General features: G+C 68.3%; 23 protein-coding genes. All 23 read left to right on the top strand.

What is annotated here, in order from left to right; all coding sequences use genetic code 11:
- Positions 1–25 precede the first annotated feature (25 nt).
- The gene (locus tag ABZ854_RS34480; protein ID WP_361219202.1) at positions 26–376 is read left to right on the top strand and encodes a hypothetical protein; all 351 of its coding nucleotides are present in this window, start codon (positions 26–28) and stop codon (positions 374–376) included.
- A gap of 9 nt (positions 377–385) precedes the next feature.
- Positions 386–820: a hypothetical protein gene (locus tag ABZ854_RS34475; RefSeq protein ID WP_361219199.1), complete on the top strand. Its 435-nt coding sequence runs from the start codon at positions 386–388 to the stop codon at positions 818–820.
- Between the two features lie 11 nt (positions 821–831).
- On the top strand, positions 832–1,848 hold the full coding sequence (locus tag ABZ854_RS34470) for a phage tail tube protein (protein WP_361219197.1): 1,017 nt from the start codon (positions 832–834) through the stop codon (positions 1,846–1,848).
- A gap of 4 nt (positions 1,849–1,852) precedes the next feature.
- Entirely contained in the window at positions 1,853–2,287 is a 435-nt protein-coding gene (locus ABZ854_RS34465) for an HK97-gp10 family putative phage morphogenesis protein (RefSeq protein ID WP_055582759.1), read from the top strand.
- Between the two features lie 2 nt (positions 2,288–2,289).
- On the top strand, positions 2,290–2,610 hold the full coding sequence (locus tag ABZ854_RS34460; RefSeq protein ID WP_361219194.1) for a hypothetical protein: 321 nt from the start codon (positions 2,290–2,292) through the stop codon (positions 2,608–2,610).
- A gap of 213 nt (positions 2,611–2,823) precedes the next feature.
- Complete coding sequence (locus ABZ854_RS34455) at positions 2,824–5,217, top strand: phage tail tape measure protein (RefSeq protein WP_361219192.1); 2,394 nt, start codon at positions 2,824–2,826, stop codon at positions 5,215–5,217.
- A gap of 40 nt (positions 5,218–5,257) precedes the next feature.
- On the top strand, positions 5,258–6,061 hold the full coding sequence (locus ABZ854_RS34450) for a hypothetical protein (protein ID WP_361219189.1): 804 nt from the start codon (positions 5,258–5,260) through the stop codon (positions 6,059–6,061).
- Positions 6,061–7,131: a hypothetical protein gene (locus tag ABZ854_RS34445; protein WP_361219187.1), complete on the top strand. Its 1,071-nt coding sequence runs from the start codon at positions 6,061–6,063 to the stop codon at positions 7,129–7,131. Before ABZ854_RS34450 ends, ABZ854_RS34445 begins: the two co-directional genes overlap by 1 nt.
- Positions 7,115–7,924 carry a hypothetical protein gene (locus tag ABZ854_RS34440; protein WP_361219184.1) on the top strand — a complete coding sequence of 270 codons (810 nt, stop codon included), beginning with the start codon at positions 7,115–7,117 and terminating at the stop codon, positions 7,922–7,924. Before ABZ854_RS34445 ends, ABZ854_RS34440 begins: the two co-directional genes overlap by 17 nt.
- An 8-nt stretch (positions 7,925–7,932) precedes the next feature.
- On the top strand, positions 7,933–8,178 hold the full coding sequence (locus ABZ854_RS34435; protein ID WP_361219181.1) for a hypothetical protein: 246 nt from the start codon (positions 7,933–7,935) through the stop codon (positions 8,176–8,178).
- A gap of 69 nt (positions 8,179–8,247) precedes the next feature.
- On the top strand, positions 8,248–10,173 hold the full coding sequence (locus ABZ854_RS34430) for a hypothetical protein (protein ID WP_361219178.1): 1,926 nt from the start codon (positions 8,248–8,250) through the stop codon (positions 10,171–10,173).
- Between the two features lie 84 nt (positions 10,174–10,257).
- Positions 10,258–11,178, top strand: coding sequence for a peptidoglycan-binding protein (locus ABZ854_RS34425; RefSeq protein WP_361219176.1), 921 nt, complete (start codon positions 10,258–10,260; stop codon positions 11,176–11,178).
- 107 nt (positions 11,179–11,285) lie between these two features.
- Positions 11,286–11,492: a hypothetical protein gene (locus ABZ854_RS34420; protein WP_055582764.1), complete on the top strand. Its 207-nt coding sequence runs from the start codon at positions 11,286–11,288 to the stop codon at positions 11,490–11,492.
- A 52-nt stretch (positions 11,493–11,544) separates the two neighbouring features.
- A complete protein-coding gene (locus ABZ854_RS34415) occupies positions 11,545–12,123 on the top strand; it encodes a hypothetical protein (RefSeq protein WP_055582765.1) in 579 nt (192 codons plus the stop codon).
- A 165-nt stretch (positions 12,124–12,288) separates the two neighbouring features.
- On the top strand, positions 12,289–13,512 hold the full coding sequence (locus ABZ854_RS34410; protein ID WP_361219173.1) for a hypothetical protein: 1,224 nt from the start codon (positions 12,289–12,291) through the stop codon (positions 13,510–13,512).
- Between the two features lie 243 nt (positions 13,513–13,755).
- The gene (locus tag ABZ854_RS34405) at positions 13,756–14,598 is read left to right on the top strand and encodes a hypothetical protein (protein ID WP_361219171.1); all 843 of its coding nucleotides are present in this window, start codon (positions 13,756–13,758) and stop codon (positions 14,596–14,598) included.
- Positions 14,599–14,753: 155 nt separating this feature from the next.
- The gene (locus tag ABZ854_RS34400) at positions 14,754–15,458 is read left to right on the top strand and encodes a hypothetical protein (RefSeq protein WP_055582768.1); all 705 of its coding nucleotides are present in this window, start codon (positions 14,754–14,756) and stop codon (positions 15,456–15,458) included.
- Positions 15,455–15,649: a hypothetical protein gene (locus ABZ854_RS34395; protein ID WP_351739182.1), complete on the top strand. Its 195-nt coding sequence runs from the start codon at positions 15,455–15,457 to the stop codon at positions 15,647–15,649. The genes ABZ854_RS34400 and ABZ854_RS34395 overlap by 4 nt, the downstream gene beginning before the upstream one ends.
- A complete protein-coding gene (locus tag ABZ854_RS34390; RefSeq protein ID WP_055582770.1) occupies positions 15,642–15,926 on the top strand; it encodes a hypothetical protein in 285 nt (94 codons plus the stop codon). Before ABZ854_RS34395 ends, ABZ854_RS34390 begins: the two co-directional genes overlap by 8 nt.
- 95 nt (positions 15,927–16,021) lie before the next feature.
- On the top strand, positions 16,022–16,207 hold the full coding sequence (locus ABZ854_RS34385; protein ID WP_361219166.1) for a hypothetical protein: 186 nt from the start codon (positions 16,022–16,024) through the stop codon (positions 16,205–16,207).
- On the top strand, positions 16,200–16,703 hold the full coding sequence (locus tag ABZ854_RS34380) for a hypothetical protein (protein ID WP_361219163.1): 504 nt from the start codon (positions 16,200–16,202) through the stop codon (positions 16,701–16,703). Before ABZ854_RS34385 ends, ABZ854_RS34380 begins: the two co-directional genes overlap by 8 nt.
- 47 nt (positions 16,704–16,750) lie before the next feature.
- Entirely contained in the window at positions 16,751–19,225 is a 2,475-nt protein-coding gene (locus ABZ854_RS34375) for a phage/plasmid primase, P4 family (protein ID WP_361219161.1), read from the top strand.
- A 28-nt stretch (positions 19,226–19,253) separates the two neighbouring features.
- Positions 19,254–19,871 (top strand): DNA (cytosine-5-)-methyltransferase (dcm, locus tag ABZ854_RS34370; protein ID WP_361219158.1); only part of this gene is annotated, 618 nt, incomplete at its 3' end.

Here is a 19,871-nt window from a genome sequence, read left to right as displayed (position 1 = left end):
TGGGGGTGTCTTGTCCTACGCCACAGTGGCCGAACTCCGGGAGCTGGACGGGCTGGACGACACGGCCCAGTTCTCGGACGCCACGCTCAGCGAAGCCATCGACTACGCCGTTGAGACCGTCGAAAGCTACTGCGGTCGGAAGTGGGAAGGCGTCGATGCCGCCCCGGAAACGATCCGGTGGTGTGTCCGCAAAATCGCCCGGCAATACGTGCTGGACCTTGTGTCCCGCGTCCCGGACCGGGCCCTTCAACTGCAATCCGAATTCGGATCAATCCAGCTTGCCCAGGCGGGCGGCAACTGGCGGCCCACGAGCCTGCCGGAGGTCAACGCCCAGCTCAACCGGTACCGGGTCAGGCTTCCGTTTTTCTTCCTGTAGGGGGCTGCCATGTCGTTGATCTTCAACGCCAAGGTGGCCCTCTTCGAAGCGCTCCGGGGGCTCGTGCCCGCCGGGGTGCAATGCACCTTCGCGGAGAGGGGGCAGTCCGACCGGCGCCGCCAGATCTGGTTGGGCGCCACGGTGGACGAGGAGCTTGAGCCCGTCGCCATGCGCGCCGGTCCGCGCAAGCCCACGGCCGTAACCGGCTACGTCGAAGCCCATGCGGTGGTGATTGTCCCCGGCGACCCGATGGCCGCTGAGCGGGGCGCCTACGAGCTGCGTGAGCTTGTGGCCGACGCCTGCCGCGCCGTGGACCGCGCCGCCGTGGCGGGGCTCGTGGACCTCCGCCCGGAGTCGTCATCCGTCGAGACCGCCGAGACCACTGACGGGGCGTACAGCGCCCTGACCGTCCGCGTGAAAGTTCGCGGACGCACCACGACTTAGGGGGAAGTCGCATGGCGCTTGACGCTGCCATTGGCATTGGAGAAGAGGCCACCTACGGCACGCCCGCCGAATCCACCATCGGGTACGAGGGGAAGGCGGATTCGTGGAAGGTGGCCAAGGAGTTCATTGAGTCCGTGGGCTTCCGGCGGGGAATGCAGACCGCCCGCGCGGACCGCCGCAACATCATTCAGATGGGCGGGGAGGGAGAGCTTGAGGTTGACCTCCTGGACGTGGGCGCTGCCGCTCTCCTGAGTGCCGCGTTCGACAAGCACACCTTCACCGACACGGGCAATACCCGGGTCCACAGCTTCGAGACCGCCACCGTGAGCGGCGCTCCGTCGTGGACGGCCCAGATGATCCGGCCCACCGTCGAAGGCACGGAGGTGGCCTACCGGCACGTGGGCTGTGTCGCCACTGAGTGGGAGCTGACCGCCGAGACTGAGAACGCGGTCACGCTCAACGTGTCCTTCGACTTTCAGGACGTGTCGCACAGCACCGCGCCGGCTGAGGCCCTACCCATCGACTACCCGGCGGACGCCCGACCCTACGACTGGTCGCGCACCGCGCTGACCCTGACCCGGGGCGGCTCCGCCGTGGCGCTGGACGCGTCGAAGTTCTCCATGACCGGAGACCTGGGCATGAAGACCGACCGGCGCTTTCTGCGGGGCACGGCCCTGAAGAAGAAGCCCGTCCGCGCCGCTGTGCCCACCTACGAGGGTGAGCTTGAGGGGGAGTTCACCGGGGAGTCCCTGAAGCTCTACGAGGCGTTCGTTGCCGGTGAGGTGATCTCCCTCCGGGTGGACCTCACGGGCCTCACGCCGGGCACGAGCTTCCGCGTGGAGGCTCCGGCCATCCAGTTCACCGGGGAGTCCCCGGAGGCGTCCACGGATGACGTGACGGTCCACACCCTTCCCTTCCGCGTGCTGGACCCGGGCACCGGTGAGGCCGCGATCAAGGCCACCTACACGGAGCCGAAGCCCGCCGCCCCGGCCCAGCTCAAGGCAACCGGCACCCCAGACAAGGGGTGAGGCGGTGGCCCGCACATCGGCGTACACGGTCCGGGTGACCGGGCTCCGTGAGCTTCAGAAGAACGTCCGCCGGCTCAAGAGCCGGGACCTGAACAACTCCGTCCGCGCCGCCAACAAGGCAGCGGCGGAGGTGGTCAAGCCGGAGGCGGAGTCAACGGCCCCGAAGGGCAAGCGGGACGCGAAGTCCAGCAAGCGCTACAAGCCGGGGAAGTTGGCGAAGTCCGTCAAGGTCACCGCCTCCGTCAAGGGCGCCGCCGTGAAGGCGGGCTCAGCCGCTCGCGTCCCGTACGCGGCGGCAATCCACTTCGGCTATCCGAAGCGCGGGATCAGGCCCAACAGATTCCTGTACCGGGCCATGGCGCGCAAGAGCGATGCCGTTTCCGAGACCTACGAGCGCGAGATAGGCGCCGTGGTCCGTCAGCACCTTGAGGGGGACTAGGCATGGGACAGAAGAGGCCGGTCAAGACCGTCCGCCAGGCGCACCCGGTTGCGAAGGCCGTGGGCGGTGAGCTGGGCGAACTCCTGTCGCTGGATCTCGACAGTCTCACGATTGACGAGATCGACATTATCGAAGAGGTCACCGGCGCCCCGCTGGACGAGCTGAAGAAGCCCGGAGCCCGCCGGGGCCCGATGCTGCGGGCCATGGCCGTGGTCCTCAAGCGCCGGACCGATCCGGGCTTCTCCATCGAGGACGCGGGCAAGCTCCGTCTCCAGTTCAAGCCGGGCAAGGCGAAGACGGACCCTACCGGGCCCAGCGCGTAGTTGCGTGCGCCCGGCTCGTGTCCCACTTCCGTGGGCTCACATGGTCGGACGTGCGGTCCCTACCCCTGCGGGACTTCAACGCGCTGGTTGACCAGATGTCGGCGGACATCGAAGCGCAGAACAAACAGAGCCGACGCGCGTCCCGTGGGCGCACGTCCCAGGGCTCTTCGGGGGAACGGCGGACGCCGGTCATGACATAGCACGGGGGGACCGGTGGCGAAGCCCATCACTATCACCCTGCTCGGGGATGAGTCGGATCTTGCCGCCTCCCTTGAGCGGTCCGCCACGGACGTAACGTCCTTCGCGGATCAGGTGGAGGAAGCGCTACGGCAGGCAACCGAACAGGCGGGGGGCCTGAGCGACGCCGTGGCGGACGGCATCGCGGACGCCGGTGACGAAGTCGGCTCCTTCGGGGAGCGCTTCGGGGGAGCCGCCACGCTCGCCGGCGCCGCCATCGCGGGCGGGCTCCTGGCCGGTCTCAATGAGGCCATGGCCCAGGAGAAGGGCAACGATCTCCTGGCGGCCCAGCTCGGAGCCAACCCGGCGGAGGCCCAGCGCCTGGGCAAGGCGGCCGGAGAGATCTACTCATCCGGCTGGGGCGAATCCGTCGAGGATGCCAACGCGGCCCTCAAGGCGCTGTGGCAAGAGGGACTTGTCCCGGCGGACGCCACGGCGGACGAGCTGGCCAACGTCGGCAAACGGGCCATGGACGTGGCCAACGTCCTGGGCGACGAAGTGGGGCCCACGTCCCACGCGGTGTCCCAGATGCTCAAGACCGGGCTTGCAAAGAACGCGGAAGAAGCGTTCGACATCATGACCCGGGGCGCCCAGAACGGCGCCAACAAGGCTGAGGACTTGGCGGATACGTTCAACGAGTATTCGACCAACTTCCGCACGATGGGCCTGGACGGCGCCACGGCCATGGGACTGATCTCCCAGGGCCTCAAGGGCGGCGCCAGGGACGCGGATCAAGTCGCGGACGCAATCAAGGAGTTCAGCCTTGTTGCCGGTCAGGGCGGCAAGGCGGTTGAAGAAACGTTCAACTCGATCGGGCTGAACGGCTCCCAGATCGTCAAGGACGTGGCGGCCGGAGGCGACTCCGCGAAGTCCGCCATGGACAAGGTTCTTGACGCCCTTCGCCAGATGCCCGCTTCGGCGGAGCGCGCGAGCGTCGTCAAGACCCTCTTCGGCGGACCGGGTGAAGACCTGGGGGCCGCGCTTTTCTCCCTCAACGTCGATACCGCCGCCAAGAGCTTGGGCAAGGTCGAGGGAGCCGCGAAGCGGGCCGGCGACACCATGCACGACAACGCGTCAACGAAGCTCTCGGCTTTCTGGCGCACGCTCCAACAGGGCGCGGTGGACGTGCTGGGCGGAGCGGTCCTCCCGGCGCTGGACGATCTCATTGACGCGTCCGTTGCCGTGGGCCGGTTCATCGGGGACAACAAGGTCCCGATCACGGCCGTGGCCGGGGTCATCACGGTCCTTCTCCTCCCGGCGCTCATCGCCTGGGGGGTCACGGCCACCCAGTCCGCGATAGCCAACGGCATAGCGTGGGTCACCTCTTCGGCCACCGCGACCACGAGCGCCGCTACTCAGGTACTGGCCCACTGGGCGGTGGTCGGAGGCTGGCTCAAGGCTGCCGGACAGGCAGTGATCTCCGCCGCCATCGTCGTGGGCGGATGGATCGCCATGGGCGCCCAGGCGCTTCTACAGGCGGGCCGCATGGCCGCCGCGTGGCTGATAGCCATGGGGCCGGTCGCGCTCGTCATCGCGGCCGTGGTCGCCCTGGCGCTCCTGATCTGGACCAACTGGGACAACATCGTCAAGTGGACCACCGCAGCGTGGGACTGGGTGTGGAACAAGATTAAGGGTGTCACGGACTTCCTGATCAACCTGTTCCTCAACTTCACGCTGGTTGGCTTGATCATCAAGCACTGGGACACGATCAAGGCAGCCACCGGCGCCGCCTGGGACTGGCTGTGGGACAAGGTCAAGGGCATCTTCGCCTGGCTCGTCAACCTGTTCCTGAACTTCAGCGGCCCCGGGCTGCTGATCAAGCACTGGGACAAGATCAAGAGCGCCACGTCCGACGCGTTCCGCTACGTCTACGACAAGGCGCGCGACGGGCTCAACTCCGTGATCTCGTTCTTCACCTCCCTGCCGGGGCGGATCTCCTCAGCGGCCGGAAGCGTGGCCCGCGCGGCGCTGGGGGTCGGCGGCTCCGTCGTTGACGGGCTCAAGAACGGGCTCTCCCGCCTGGGCGGATTCGCCTCAAGCCTGGCCTCCGCCGTGAGCGGCGCGGCCAAGGGTGCGGTCAACGGTGTGGTGGACCTCCTCAACTGGGCCATCCCCAACAAGTTGGGATGGGGCGCCCTGTCCATCGACATCCCGGACAACCCCATCCCCCACGTGCGCGCCATGGGCGGACCGACCCAGGGCCTGACCCGCGTGGGCGAGCGCGGGCCGGAGTGGGTGCACCTGCCCAGCGGATCAAACGTGATCCCGAACCACGCGGCTCCGGGGGGCGGAGTCGTCGTCAACGTCCGCTCTCAGGCGGACCCCTGGGCCATCGGGCGCGAAGTCGCCTGGGCCCTTCGCACCGCATAACCAACCTACTCACGTGAGTAGGTTGAAGGGGGGAATGGACATGGCGGAGCTGAACGACTGGACCGCCGAATACGCGGGACTCGTCATGGGGGAGCCTGACTCCGCCGTGTCCATCGTCGCGGTTGACGGGCTCGTGTCACTGCCGGACGTGCGGTCTTCGGACCTCACGCTTGTGCAGCAACACGGGCTCTACCCCGGTGACGACTACATGAACGGCCGGACCGTGACCCTGACCCTTGAGGTCTACGGGGCCACTGACGAGGAGTTCGCCCAGGAGCTGGGCCGGGTCTTCGCCGCGTTCACGGTCGGCGGGCCGGAGAGCCCTCTCCGCTTCCGCTTCCCCGGGCTTGCCGCCGGAGCCACCGCCTTCGTCAACGCCCGCCCGCGCAAGCGCTCCGGGCCCGTTGACCTGAACTTCGCGCACCGCGTGTGCAACGTGGTGATCGAACTCTTCGCCACGGACCCGCACATCTACGCGGACGCGCTCACCACGCTGACCCTGTCCAGCCCCTGGCAGGGGTCCACACCCAAACTCCGCTTCACCTCCCTGGGCTCCGTGCCCGCCTTCCCGGTCATCACCCTGGACAACGCCAAGGACTGTGTCCTCACCGACGAGATCACCGGCCAGTTCTTCGGCATGAACCCCTTGGCCGGCGGGCTCACCATCAACTCACCGGCCCAGCGGCTGACCGCCACCGACACCGGCACCCTGTTCAACGACCGCATCACCCCGGGGTCCGTCTGGCCCGAATACGGCTTCGGGGAACACCGCCTCAGCCTGACGAGCGGCGCGACCACCCGGGCCACCACGGCGGTCTTCTCCTGGCGAAACCGGTGGGTGTGATGGCGGCGCCCAGGTACACCGTCGTACAGACGAACGTGAAGACCGGCGCGGTGGTCACCCGCCTGCCGGTGACCGGGATCTCCTTCGCCCACACCCTCAACGCGGCCGGTACCGCGACGGTCGGTGTCCCGCTCTTCGCGCCGGAGGCCAACCCGGAGGTACTGAGCCCGGGTATCAGCGGGCTCGTCATCCTGCGGGACGGAGCCCCGGTGTGGGGCGGGATCGTGTGGACCGCCTCCGCAGACATCGCGGCGGGCACGCTCTCCCTGGGGGCCTCCGGCTTCCACTCGCACTACAAGGGCCGGGTCTTCGTCAACGGCTGGACCTCCCGCACCGTCGAACAGGCGGACATTCTCAAGGCGTGGTTCGCGTACTTCAACGCGGACAACGGCATCGGCACGGCCACGGACACGATCAAGGCGACCGGCGCGAAGCGAACCACGGTGTGGACGCGCTACGAGCTGAAGAACGCCGGGGAGGCCATCGAGGAGCTTGCCGACAACATCGGCGGCTTCAACTTCCGCTACGTGCCGTACTGGATCACGCCCAACGTCAAGGTGGGCCACCGGTTCGTCATGACGAGCCGCACGGGCTCCGCGACCCGGACCCTGACCCACCGCGCGAACTGCGATGTCACCCGGGTCAGTTACGACTCAACCGCCCTGTGCACCGTGGCCTACGCCACCGGGGCCGACAAGGGCAACGGCGAAAAGCTCGTAGGCATCTTCGAGAACACGGAGTTGGCCGCGCGGATGCCTGAGCGCGTCATGGTCGGCACCTGGGCCGACGTGAAAGAGACACAGACGCTCATCGGCAAGGCCCAGGCCACCGTCAACGCCGGATCGGTCCCCACCGCCATCCCTGAACTGACCCTCTATCCCGGTGAGTTCGGGCCGCTGGACTTCGCCCCGGGCGACTACGTGGCCGTGGACGCGGACGCGGGTTACGTCGCCTTCCTGGACGAATTCGTTGTGACCGAATGCGCCACGGCCGTGGACGCGAACGGTACGGAGTCCATCCGCCTGGCGCTCGCCAGTAAGGAGCTGTGGAGCAATGCCAACCCAAGCTAACGGCGTACCGCCGTCCCTGGTGAACGAGCTGGCGGAGGTCAAGCGCCGGCTCTCCGCCATCGAGCGGGCTCCGGCCCCCGTGAACAAGTTTGACCGGTACCCGGTCATCGAGTGGGCCGCCCAGGGGCGTCCCCCGGTGGGCGGCAACGTGTGGTCCTCTGTCGGAATCTCCAACGCCACCGGACTGACCTTCGACCGGGTGGAGGTCAAGTTCATCACGGACTGGCTCCTCACCGGCAAGCGTGAGGCGGAGGTCCGCCTTGCCGCGTTCCGGCACACGGGCAATGCACAACGCGAGATTGTCAGCGCGTCCGCCACGCTGAGCCTGACCGGCAACACGACCCGCAACGTGGGCGTGGTGGTGCTGCGGTGGGTCCACGGCATCCCGTACGGCTGGGACTACGCGGACGACACCACGATTTACACCATCGAACTTCAGCACCGTTACAAGAAGGGCCCTGAGAGCCCGAAGGGCCAGACCATCTACGCCATTGCCGCAACGGAGGGCGCCGCAGTCAGCGGCAACATCCTCAACTGGGGCTACAAGCAGGACGACAACGGCAAGTGGTGGTGGGTGCCGACGTACCGAGACGGAAGCCCGTGGGCGCCCGACTTCGTGACGGTGCCCAACAGGGACGAAGGGTCCTACAGCATTTCGGCCATGCACTACTGCGTTGGCCTCCCGCAAGAGCGCATCCCGGAGGCCACCGCGTACGGGTGGCACTGGCGGCGCGGCACCAACGGCGGATGGGTCCGAGACCCGGACATCACTGAGCCGTACTTCAGCGTCTAGGGGGACTCATGGATCTGGCCCGCCTGTACGGGGCCGCTGAGATCGTCGCTCCCCTTCTGGTCTTCGTCGGCATGGTGCTTCACCGGTGGCAAACCGGGATGCGTCAAGCCTGGCGGGAAGAGGCGGAAGCCTGGGCCAGGAAGGCGGAGCGCCAGGCGGAGGAGCTAGTTGGGCTCCGCGAAGAGGTCCGGGAGCTGAGGCGTGAGAACGCCGAACTCCGGGCCCAGGTCGCGCAACTCCTGGCCCGTCCGTAAGACCGTTTCACAGGGTGTCCAACCTACTCACGTGAGTAGGTTGGATGCCCCTTTTTCGTAGGGGGACGCATGACCACACCGACCGACACGAGCCCGCTGCCGTCCAGCATCCCGACCGTGCGGGTTCACGGTCGCTACCGGGGCCCCGATGGACGCTCGCTCAGCGGGACCGTCACTTTCACCCCGCCGGGGCTCCTGACCTTCCCCGCCTCCGACCTGTTCATTGCCGGGCCCGTCGTGGCCGCGCTGGACGAGAACGGCGGCTTCTCCGTCAGCCTGCCCGCGACGGACGCGCCGGACATGAACCCCAGCGGCTGGGCGTGGACCGTCAAGGAGAACCTTGCCGGGGTGGTTGGCGCCCGGACCTTCGCCCTGTTGCTGCCCAAGAACGTCCCGGACGTGGACCTTGCCGACGTGGCGCCGGCTGACCCGACCACCCCGAACTATGTGCCCGTGCCCGGCTCCCAGATCTACACCGGCAGCGGGGCCCCGGCGGCATCGCTGGGTCTCGATAACGACTGGTACACCCAGTACGACACCCGGACCCTTCTGGGCCTCACGCATACGACCGTGACCATGTGGCGCAAGAGCGGCGGCGCCTGGGCGAAGGCCGGAGCGGACATCCACGGATCTCAGTGGTTCGTGAACAACACGACCACGCCCAGCACGGACGCGAAGCCGGGAGACCTCCTCCTTCGCTCCGACTCCGGCGACATCTGGCAGCGGAGCGCGTCCGGCTGGGGCAACCCCGTGGGCAACCTGAAGGGACCGAAGGGCGACCCGGGCGCCCAGGGCGTCCCCGGCGTCAAGGGCGACACCGGAGCGGCGAGCACCGTCCCCGGCCCGAAGGGCGACACCGGGGCCGCCGGTACGCCCGGAAGCAAGGTGTACGCCTTCGCCTCCGGCTCCGAAGCCTCCGGGGTGGGCGTGCCGGGGGACTTCGCCGTCCGTACCGACACCGGCAGCGTCTACCTGTACGTGTCCGGCTCCGGCTGGACGAGCAAGGGCAGCATCCGGGGCCCGGTCGGACCGGAGGGCCCCCAGGGTGTCAAGGGCGACCCCGGAGCGGGCTCCGTCAACAGCGTCAACGGCAGCCTGGGACCGGACATCACCATCACGGTCAACGGCAAGGGAGCGGGCTCTCCGGCCATCACCCTGACCCCCGCCGACGTAGGCGCCGTGGCGTCCAGCTCCCGGGGAGTGGCCGGAGGCGTGGCCACGCTGGACGACTCCGGCAAGGTTCCCGCCGCCCAGCTCTCCATACCGGCCGGAGCGGTCACCACCGTCAACGGCAAGAGCGGCCCGACCGTCACCCTGGTTGCCGCCGACGTGTCCGCCCTGGCGACCACCGCCCGGGGCACGGCCAACGGCGTGGCCTCCCTGGACGGGGGCACCCGCCTGCCCCTGGCCCAGCTCCCGTTGGAAGTGCCCACGGACCACATGTGGGAGCCCAGTGACCTGGGGCTCAAGGCGTGGGCGTTCGACCCGGCGGTTGGGATGAGCACGCCCATCTACCCCGGCAACGCCACGCTCCGCGTCACGGCGGTCAACCTGAAGAGCACCCAGACCATTACCAAAATCGTCTGGCACTTCGGCGGGTACGCGGGCGGCATGGTCGCCGGCTCCTGGGGCGCCATCTACAACGCGTCGGGCACCCGCGTGGGCACCACGGCAGCGCTGACCGGCGAGACCGTCATTGCCGGTGTGCACAACGCGGGCGGCGCCACTGTGTCCGCCCCGCTCACCGCCAGTGCGTCCCTGCCCGCCGGGGTGTACTACGTGGCGTGGTCCTTCCGGTACAACGCCACGGCCGGTGACGGGCCCATGATGCTGTGCGCCGATTCCGCGTTCGGCTCTCCGCCCAACGTTTTCGGGCTCAACAACATCAAGCGGTACGGCTCCATATCCGGCACGGCTGCCACGTCCGCCCCCGCGTCCATCACCCTGAGCGCCGTGGAGAACGGCTCCAACAGGTTCTGGGCCGCCATCGCGTAGGCAATCGACCCACCAGACCCCCAGTGCAACGCGCCCCCGTCCGGACTTCGGGCGGGGGCCCGGCACGAACGAGGGGGCACGCGCATGGCGCGATTTTCCGGGGCGACGTGGAAGCCCATCCCGACCAACTACACAGCCGGCGGACAGGACTCCGTCAGGGGTGTGGTCATCCACATCATGGACGGCTCTTACGCCGGTACCGATTCGTGGTTCCGCAACCCGGCGGCCCAGGCGTCCAGCCACTTCGGCACGAGCCGGGCCGGTCAGCTCTGCCAGTGGGTGGACACTGCCAACCGGGCCTGGGCTCAGGCGGGCGGCAACCGGACGTGGCTGAGCATCGAGAACGAGGGACGGGGCGGGGACGCGCTCACGGACGCCCAGCTCTCCCGGTGCGCCGAAGTGCTCGCCTGGGCCCACAAGACCCACGGTGCTCCGCTTCAGCTCACCACCGACCCGAACGGCAGGGGCCTGGGGTATCACGGCATGGGCGGAAGCGCCTGGGGCGGGCACACGTCGTGTCCCGGCTCCCGCGTGGTCGCCCAGCTCCCGGAGATCCTGAAGCGCGCGAAGGCCATCGTGGGCGGCTCCTCCCCGGCCCCGTCCACCGGGACCTACACCGTCCGCGACGGGGACACCCTGTCCGGCATCGGCAAGGCCCTGGGGATCAAGTGGGAGACCCTGGCCCAGCTCAACGGGATCAAGGCGCCCTATGTGATCCGCCCCGGCCAGAAGCTCAAGACGAAGGCGAGCGCGCCGAAGTACGCGCCGTTCCCCGGTGAGGCGTACTTCAAGGGCAAGCCCAACGGCCCGCTCGTCACGGCCATGGGCCGCCGGCTCGTGGCTGAGGGATGCTCCGCCTACTCCTCCGGCCCCGGCCCCCAGTGGACGGACGCGGACAAGGAGTCCTTCCGCAAGTGGCAGCGCAAGTTGGGCGACGCTGCCGCGTACTGCGACGGCTGGCCCGGCAAGCGCCAGTGGGACGCGCTCAAGGTCCCGGCGGTCTGACCGTCACCCAGCGTGCCGCCAGAGGCGGCGCACGAGCCCGGCCGTGGACGAGCTGGCCCACGGCGTGGCGCTCATCATCACTCACAGCAACTACAGGGGGTACCCGCATGATCGTGGAGTTCGCACAGAAGCACGTTGCCCGGATCTACACCGTGGCCGTGGCGCTCCTGGCGCTCGTGGCTCACTTCGTACCGTCCATCCCGTCCGCGCTCATCCTGGGCGTGGTCGCGGCGGTGCTGGGCACCGGTGAGGCGGTCCAGCGCGTTGAGGACCGCAAGACCCTGGCCGCGTACACCGGCCAGTACCGGCCGTAGGCAATCGGCACCCCAGACCCCCGGTGAGAGCACATCACCGAAGGGGACTGGGATGACGTACCGACACATCGCACTCATGGGCCGGGCCGGGGCGGGCAAGGACGAGATCGGGCGCCGGCTCGTCCGCCGGTGGGCGTTCACGCGGGTGGCCTTCGCTGACCCGCTCAAGGAGATGGCCCTCCGGGTTGACCCGGTGGTCACCTACGAGCCCGCCGGGTACGGGCCCGTCCCGGTCCGCCTGTCCGACGTGGTCAACCGCTTCGGCTGGGACGGGGCCAAGCGCCGAAGCCCGGAGATCCGGCGCACGCTTCAGCGCATGGGGTCGGCGGTGCGCAAGGAGGACGCGGGTTACTGGGTGGGGCTCGCCATGGACCGCGTGGCCGTGGCCGACTCCTGGAACCTCCCGGTGGTCGTGACCGACGTGCGACACGTCAACGAGGCCCAGGCCCTGAAGAACCGGGGCTTCACACTCGTCCGGGTGAACCGCCCCTCCGCCCCGCACCTGGGCGCCAACGCGTCCCACGAGAGTGAGACGGAGCTTGACGCCCACCCGGCGGACGTGACGCTCACCAACGCCGGAACCCTGGCGGATCTGCGCTGCGCCGCTGACCGGCTCGTCAGCTACCGGTGACCGATGGCCCCTCACCCTCACGGGTGGGGGGCTTTCTGCGTATCAAGCTACTCACGTGAGTACGTTGAAAGTGGTTATGAGCCCGCCCAGTTGATGCTACGGTTTTCCAGAAAACACGGCCCGGGGGGAATCGCGGGACGTGATCGTTTTCCCAGAAGGGCAGCCATGCCGAAGAAGGGGCAGCGCCTACCGTGGCGCCTGTCGTTCGTCTGGGTCGGGAACGGCATCAAAGCCGCGCACCCGCATTCCGACGAAGAGGGAGCGCGCCGGGCGGCGCTGGACATGTTCGAGACCGCCCGCCGGCGCGAGTCGGAACTACAGATCACCATTGAGAACCGCGACACCGGGGAGAAGTACGAGATGACCGCCAACGACGCGATCAAGGCCACGGTCAACGGCAACCTGGAGCGCATCCGCGCCATGGTCGCCAACGGCGGGGACGAGAGCGCCATTGCCGAGATCGTTGAGGAGACGGAGGGGCTTCTCAAGGAGATCAAGGGCAAGGGGTCGGTTGCGCTCCGCAAGGAGCTGGGCGACGCGCTCAAGGTGGCGGTACAACCGCAGCTTCCCGCCGACGAGCCCACCGGGGACGCCCAGGAGAGCGGGGACGCCCCCGCCGGTGAGTTGGCGAAGCCGGAAGGTGAACCGCTCGAAGGGACCGTCATCACGCCGGAGATGGAAGCCCTGATTACCAAGGGTGCGGAGGCGGCCCTTGAGGGGATCAGCCTGGGCGTGAAGATGCGGGAGATCGGCAAGACCGTCTTCCAGATCATGTTGGCCATGCGCAAGGAAAGTGAGTACCGGGGCCTCCCGGACCTCAACGCCGGGGCGAAGCCGACCCGCGACCGCGCCAAGATGATCTACAACCGCGTAAGCGATGCGCTCGCCGTGGACGACGTGGACCGGGCGGACGCGTTGGACGAGCTGAAGCGCTCCGTCCAGAACAAGCGCTCCGACGTTCTCGTTGAGTACCTGCGTGGTCTCGACGTGGACAAGGAGGCGGGCCTTGAGGAGGTCACGCGGTACTACCCGGAGGCCGCTGCCGCCTACGTCAAGGCCAAGGAAGAGGAGACCGAGGACAACCCGGCAAGCCTCATGGAGGCGGTCTACGAGCTGTACGCGTCGAAGGACATCGAGCTTCCGCGCAAGGGCCGCACGGAGATCGAGCGGGCCCGCCGCGCCGCCGCGAAGGAGCTTGAGGGCGGGCAGCCGGATGAGTCCAGGCTGACGCCCGAAGCCCGCCTTGAGAACTACTTCACCACGATCACGGCGGAGCTGGAGAAGGCGGAGAAGAACGCGGCGAAGCTCAACGGCACCCAGAAGCGCAAGGTCCGCAACAACCTTCAGAAGCTGGCGGACCGGGCCCTTGCCCTGAAGGAGGCCATCTAGCCACCCCCGGCCCCGAAGCCCCGTCAGTCCCCAGCGGACCGGCGGGGCTTCATCGTGTTCGGCGCGAGGCGGTGACGAAGTGCCGGTATGACGAAAGGTTCTGTTCCGGATAGAAGACCAACCACCAACATCTAGTAGGCATCCCGGAGGCCGCGCCACCGCGTCACTCCGTCACCGCCTGGGCAATGCGCTCCCCAGACCCGTGGTGTACCACCCACCACGAGCCCGAAGGGGGCCCGGCCCATGGGCCAGATCCGCACCATCAGCCGAAGCGGGAGTCGCTTCTATTTCGACCCCGAAAAGCCTGACCTCAAGGTCCCCGGCGTCACGTCCATCATCAGCATGTTGCCCAAGCCGTTCCTTGCGTTCTGGAACGCCAAGATGGTGGCGGAGTTGGCGGTTGACTCCCTGCCGTTCGTTCAGCAGATGGCGGAGCGCGACCGCCAGGGCGCCGTTGACTACCTCAAGGGCGCCGCCAGGCGGTACACGAAGCGCCGGGCCGACGTGGGGTCGGACGCCCACGATCTGTTTGAGCGCATGATCCGGGGTGAGGCCCTGGGCCGCGTGCACCCGGACCTGATCCCGTACCGCGACAACTTCGCGGAGTTCCTGACCGCCGTGAACCCGGAGTTGGTCCGCGCCGAAGACGTGGCGTGGAGTGATCAGCACAACTATGCCGGCTCGTTTGACGCCATCCTCAACGTGTGGCTGGACGAAGAGGGGAAGCCGACTCCGGACCGCTCCGGGGAGCGTCACACCGTGATCGCGGACTGGAAGACATCGAAGGCGACCTACCCGGACGTGGCGCTTCAGATGTCCGCGTACGCGCACGCTGACCGCATCATCGACGCCCAGGGCGTGAGTGAGCCCATGCCGGAGTTCGATGGTGCGTGCGTTCTCCACATCACGGACGAGACGTGGGCGTTCAAGCCCGTTCGTATCGACTCCGCCGACGTGTTCGCCACCTTCCTGCGGCTCCGGGAGATCTTCACCTGGGACCGTGAAACGTCCAAGACCGTCATAGGCCGTGCCATCGCCCAGGCTGCGGCCCAGCTCGTGACCGGCACCCAGCGCCGCGCCAAGTAGTACCCGCCCCCGGTGACTTCGGTTGCCGGGGGCGTTCGCGTTATCCCCAGCCTGTGGGCAATGGGCTCCCTAGACCCCGGGTGAAGGGGGAAGGCGCGGCTGGCTCAGAGCCCCGCCCTTCCCCCTGATCAACCGACACCCCAGGGGGATAGCGCATGGCGCTTCAGATTTTCGCCACCGACCCGGACGCGAAGCCGAAGCCGAAGCCGGAGCACGAGTTCAGCAACGACTACGTGTTTCAGTTCCGGTCCGGCATGGTCGTCAAGAAGAAGCCGGTCTCTCTCGCCAACTGGCGCGTGCTGACCGGCGACCCGACCGTTGCCGACGCGGTGGCCCAGCTCCTGGGCGGCGCCGTCGAGGAGTACGACCCCACGAAGGAGATGAATCTCCAGATCCTCACGGACACCCCGTCCGTGGAGATCGTCCTTGCTGGCAGCAAGGCCATTGAGGACAAGCTCATCCTCTGGGGCCGGACCGGTCCGGTCCACGAGTGCGACGGTGTGGCGTTCCTGTCCCCGCCGGAGCGCAAGGGGGAGCCGTGCGGCTGCCCGAAGCTCATGAGTGAGCGCAAGGAAGCGGCCCGCCAGGGCATCGGCCCGGCCCCGTCCATCAACGTCAGCTTCCGTCTGGCCCATGACTACGAGCTGGGCAAGGGGAAGCTCATCGCGTCCGCGTGGACCCTGGCGGAGGTCATCCACGAAGTCAAGGACGACCTTGACCGCGTCGAGGGTGAGGCCCTGTGCCGGCTGACCCTGGAACACGTCAGCTACACCAACAACGCCGGGATCAAGGTGGACTTCCGCAAGCCGGTGATTGAGGTGCTGGGTTCCTACAACGACGCGATTGCAGAGGAGCGTTGAGCGGGTACCTTCCCGGCTCGTTCCTGACCGCGAAGGCGGGGACCGGGGAGTTCGCCACGCTCCTGCGGTCCCTGCCGGACCCGGCGGTCAAGGCCCCCCTCTGGGAGTGGAAGCCGGGGGAGATCCCGCACGTCATCAGTGAGCGGCGCCGACGCTTCGGCGTGGACGAAGAGGAGTTCGTCTATGGGTAGGCGCGGGACGGTCTCCGACTACGCGGGCAACGAGCTGTACCGGGGAGACCTGATCACCTACGGGGCCCGCCAGGGCAACAGGGTCCGCCTGGCGGACGCCATCGTTGAGAAGGTCACCGTCCGCAAGGTGGACGGCATCCTTCGCCCCATGCTGCTCGTCCAGCCCACCGGGACGGAATCCGGCTTCGTGCCGCGTAAGCGTCTCCGGAAGGAATGGATCTCGAACGAACACGCGCGGCTGTGCCTGTCCAACGTGACGGGCGAGCGCGACGCGTAGACCGCACGGAAGGGCCGGACGGAACCCGCTGGGGTTGCCGCTCCGGCCCTTCGGCATTTCCAACCTACTCACGTGAGTAGGTTCGAGGGGGAACCTTGATCTACGAAATCAGCGCCGGGGACGCGCCACCGCTGGGGGACATCCGCGAAGCGTGCGCCGGGGACGAAATCCACTTGCGGGACGACTGGCGGCAACGTCCCGACTGGACGCGCTATCTGGACGCCGTGGCCCATGCGATGGCGCGCGGAGCCGTGATCCGTCAGGGGGCCGACCTTGGCTAACCCGTCGAAGGCGCGGGGGACCGCGTGGGAGTCCGCCGTACGGGATCACCTCAACGAAGCCCTGGGGCTCGTGGACGAGACGGGCAGGCTCACGGACATCTTCTCTGCCCTCAACGTGAGGCGGGCCGCCCAGGAAGGCGCCCGGGACGTGGGTGACGTGCACTGTCCGCCGTTCGTCCTTGAGTGCAAGGACGTGAAGTCCCCGGCGGTCCCGACATGGCTCCGGCAGGCGCACGTTGAGGCGTTCCACGCGGGCTACCCCTACGGCGTGGTGGTGCACAAGCTCCGGCGGGCCAACGTCCGCCTGGGCCGCGTGCACTTCGGGGTGAGGACGTGGACGCGGGTCCGCGTGGCCATGGGGCTGACCACGGCCCAGATGCGGGAGCGGTACGCCTTCGCCCCGGCGGTACGCGGCATCGACTCCACCCGGTGGTACCTCACCACCGACGTGGCCCGCTTCGCCCAGCTTGTGGCGGACCTCCGCACGGCCCTGTAGCGCGGGCAATCCGCGCCCCAGAGACCGGGTGAAGGAGGTACGCACACATGTTGTTCACTCACCTACTCGCCCGGTTCTCCCAGGTCACCGAAGAGGCGGACGGGGGTTATCTCGCCCTGTGCCCCGCGCACGGCGATTCCCGTCCGTCCCTTCGGATCTGGCGCGGGGATGACCACAAGGTCCGCGTCACCTGCCGGGCCGGCTGCCGGACCGAAGACGTGATCGGCGCCGTGGGGCTCCGCTTCCCGGACCTGTTCAACTCCGGCGGGGAGGGTCTGACCGTCTCGTCCGTGCGCCCCCAGCTCGTGGGCGTCGCGGAGACCGCAGCACTGGCCCGCTACGTTGAGGAGTCCGCCACCCTGTTGCGGAGGCTGGACGACGAAGCCGCCGGACGCGCCGCCCAGTACGCGGCAAGCCGCTTCGGTCTCGACATGGACGGAGCCGCCGACCACCTACTTGGCGTGGACGACGGGGACACCATCGAGGACTTCCCCTACCGGTCCCGCTCGTTCCTGGCGTACCCGCGCCTGACGGTGCCGCTGAGGGACTTCTCCGGGGTGATCCGGGGGCTTCAGGGTCGGGACCTCACCGGGCAGTGCCCCGGGCGGTGGCTGAGCCTGATGAACCCCGAAGGGATGCGCTGGACCGCTTACGGCGTCTTTCGTGGCGGGGGCGGGTACGGGGTCACCATCCTCACGGAGGGGCCGGGAGACGCGCTCACCGCCACGTCCGTGGGCTACGACTCCGTGGCCGTGCGGGGCGCGAGTCTGGCCGGGAGCCCGGAGTTGATCCGGGAGTTGGCCGAAGGGCTCAAGGGCTCCCAGGTCATCGTTGCCGGAGACCACGACGACGCGGGGGCCGGGTTCACCCAGCGCCTGGCGGAGGGCCTTGCCGCCCACGGGGTGTCCGTCTTCGTGCTGGACATTCCCACCGCCGGTCACGACCTGACCCGGTGGCGCGAGGATGACCCGGCGGTCTTCCCCTCCGCTCTCCACCGTGCGGTCAAGGCGGCCCGGCCCGTCCAGCCCGCCGGCTCCGCGCTCGTGGACGGGACCACCGGGGCACTCGTCCCGGACGCCGACGAAGCCGCCCGCGCGGTCCGCCTCATGACGGAGTTCGCGGAGCGTTACGGCTCGTCCGACGTGCTCAACGCTCACGCGCTCGTTGCCTTCACGCGGGGCACGATCAAGCACGCGCCGGGGCTGGGCTTCTACATGTGGACCGGCAAGGTCTGGGAGCGCAGTGACACCCGCGTCCGTCAGGCCATCCACTACATGGGCGCCGCCCTGACCGTGGCAGCCGCTGAGCTGAGCGCGGAGCACGCGGAGAAGGGCGGGGAGGCCAAGGACGACCCCGGGGCCCGCCTTCAGAAGACCGCCCAGGGCTTCACCCTGACGCGGAACATCGACTCCCTGATACGGGAGCTGCGGGCGGTCCCCTCCGTTCACGTGGACGCGTCCGCCTTCGACGCCCACCCGGACCTACTCACCTTCGCCAACGGCACGGTGGACCTTCGGTCCGGGGAGCTGCGCGACCACGACAAGAACGATCTCCTGACGTACGCGCTGGACATCGACTACCGGCCCGAAGCCGAGTGCCCCCGGTGGCTCTCCTTCCTGCTCGAAGTCTTCCCCGACCGGCCGGAGCTGGCCGACTACTTCCGGCGGCTAGTGGGGTACGGCATCACGGGGTCCGTGGCCGAACAATGCTTCGTGATCCTGTGGGGGAAGGGTGCCAACGGCAAGTCAGTGGCCACGGACACGCTGACCAACGTGTTCCGGTCGGTCACGAAGACCACCGCGTTCGCCACCTTCGAGGAGCGGCCCAGCGGCGGAATCCCGAACGACATCGCGGCGCTTCGGGGCAGCCGGCTCGTGATGGCGAGCGAAGGCGAGAGTGGAAAGCCGATGTCGGAAGCCATCCTCAAGAGGGCGTCCGGCAAGGACATGATGTCCGCCCGGTTTATGAGGCAAGAGTTCTTCGAGTTCAAGCCTTCGTTCCTTATCGTCCTGTCCACGAATCACAAGCCCCGTTTCCGGGGCCAGGACGAAGGTCTCTGGCGCCGCGTGAAGATGTTGCCTTTCACGCGGTGGTTCGCCCCGGAGGAGCGTGACCCCTACCTTGACCAGAAGCTCACGGCGGAGGCGGAGGGCATCGCGGCCTGGGCGGTGCGGGGCGCCATGGAGTGGTACGCGGGCGGGCTTCAGGACCCGCCGGTCATCGCGGACGCCACGCGGGAGTACCGGGAGACCTCCGACGCGCTGAGCGGCTTCTTTCCCGGGGTCCTTGAGCGCGACGACGCGGCCCAGATGCCGGGCGGGGACGCCTTCAACTCCTATCTCGACTGGTGCACGGCGGAGAACCTGCCCGCCAAAGAGATCTGGACCCGGCGCGCGTTCTTCGGAGCCATGGAGGAGCGCGGGGTTGTCCGCAAGAAGACCAACCGGGGCATCGCGCTCGTAGGTGTCCGCCAGGCGGTGGACGACGCGGCGCCGGCCGGTCCCGGCATCTTCGCCAAGTAGGCCCACGCGTAAGGGGGGTGGGCTCGTCATGCCCATTTTGGAGCTGTGTGCCGGGTACGGGGGGCTGGGGCTCGCCGTGGAGGCACTGACCGGGGAGCGCGTGCGCTACGTCGCGGAGAACGATTCGTACGCCTCCCAGATCCTGGCGGCCCGGTACCCGGACGCCCCCAACCTGGGGGACGTTCAGGCCATCGACTGGGCCGCACTCATCGGAGAAATCAACATCATCACGGCGGGCTTCCCGTGCCAGGGGATCAGCAACGCCGGACGAAGAGGGGGGCTGAGCGATTCAAGGTCAGCAATCTGGTTCAACGTCCTTGACGCCGTTCGCGTCCTTCGACCCGAAGTCGTGTTCCTGGAAAACGTTGCCGCGATCCGGACGCGCGGGCTCGCGGAAGTCCTCGCGGGGCTGGCCGAGAGCGGGTATGACGCTAAATGGATCAGCCTTCGAGCTTCCGAAGTCGGAGCACCCCACCACCGAGACCGGTGGTTCTGCGTCGCCGTTCCTGCGGACGCCCACGGCGAATCTCGGTTCGAATGGCGGAGCCCAACACCCCCTGAAACCCCGCGCCCACGCCGTCGAAGAAGCCGCCCACCCCGCCGAAGGCCGCGCCGAAGCCCGAACCGGTGGTCCTCGCCCCGCGGC

Origin of the sequence: Streptomyces sp. NPDC047028, assembly GCF_040644095.1 — a bacterium.
GTDB lineage: Bacteria > Actinomycetota > Actinomycetes > Streptomycetales > Streptomycetaceae > Streptomyces.
Note: the sequence above shows the minus strand (reverse complement) of the source record. Positions and strands in the feature narration are given on the sequence as shown.

What these genes read in the sequence shown, in the direction of transcription:
- ABZ854_RS34475 (WP_361219199.1), top strand. Translation starts at nt 386, where the DNA reads ATGTCGTTGATCTTCAACGCCAAGGTGGCCCTCTTCGAAGCGCTCCGG.
- ABZ854_RS34375 (WP_361219161.1), top strand. Translation starts at nt 16,751, where the DNA reads ATGTTGTTCACTCACCTACTCGCCCGGTTCTCCCAGGTCACCGAAGAG.
- ABZ854_RS34460 (WP_361219194.1), top strand. Translation starts at nt 2,290, where the DNA reads ATGGGACAGAAGAGGCCGGTCAAGACCGTCCGCCAGGCGCACCCGGTT.
- ABZ854_RS34440 (WP_361219184.1), top strand. Translation starts at nt 7,115, where the DNA reads ATGCCAACCCAAGCTAACGGCGTACCGCCGTCCCTGGTGAACGAGCTG.
- ABZ854_RS34390 (WP_055582770.1), top strand. Translation starts at nt 15,642, where the DNA reads ATGGGTAGGCGCGGGACGGTCTCCGACTACGCGGGCAACGAGCTGTAC.
- ABZ854_RS34415 (WP_055582765.1), top strand. Translation starts at nt 11,545, where the DNA reads ATGACGTACCGACACATCGCACTCATGGGCCGGGCCGGGGCGGGCAAG.
- ABZ854_RS34410 (WP_361219173.1), top strand. Translation starts at nt 12,289, where the DNA reads ATGCCGAAGAAGGGGCAGCGCCTACCGTGGCGCCTGTCGTTCGTCTGG.
- ABZ854_RS34470 (WP_361219197.1), top strand. Translation starts at nt 832, where the DNA reads ATGGCGCTTGACGCTGCCATTGGCATTGGAGAAGAGGCCACCTACGGC.
- ABZ854_RS34420 (WP_055582764.1), top strand. Translation starts at nt 11,286, where the DNA reads ATGATCGTGGAGTTCGCACAGAAGCACGTTGCCCGGATCTACACCGTG.
- ABZ854_RS34405 (WP_361219171.1), top strand. Translation starts at nt 13,756, where the DNA reads ATGGGCCAGATCCGCACCATCAGCCGAAGCGGGAGTCGCTTCTATTTC.
- ABZ854_RS34450 (WP_361219189.1), top strand. Translation starts at nt 5,258, where the DNA reads ATGGCGGAGCTGAACGACTGGACCGCCGAATACGCGGGACTCGTCATG.
- ABZ854_RS34435 (WP_361219181.1), top strand. Translation starts at nt 7,933, where the DNA reads ATGGATCTGGCCCGCCTGTACGGGGCCGCTGAGATCGTCGCTCCCCTT.
- ABZ854_RS34430 (WP_361219178.1), top strand. Translation starts at nt 8,248, where the DNA reads ATGACCACACCGACCGACACGAGCCCGCTGCCGTCCAGCATCCCGACC.
- ABZ854_RS34445 (WP_361219187.1), top strand. Translation starts at nt 6,061, where the DNA reads ATGGCGGCGCCCAGGTACACCGTCGTACAGACGAACGTGAAGACCGGC.
- ABZ854_RS34425 (WP_361219176.1), top strand. Translation starts at nt 10,258, where the DNA reads ATGGCGCGATTTTCCGGGGCGACGTGGAAGCCCATCCCGACCAACTAC.
- ABZ854_RS34400 (WP_055582768.1), top strand. Translation starts at nt 14,754, where the DNA reads ATGGCGCTTCAGATTTTCGCCACCGACCCGGACGCGAAGCCGAAGCCG.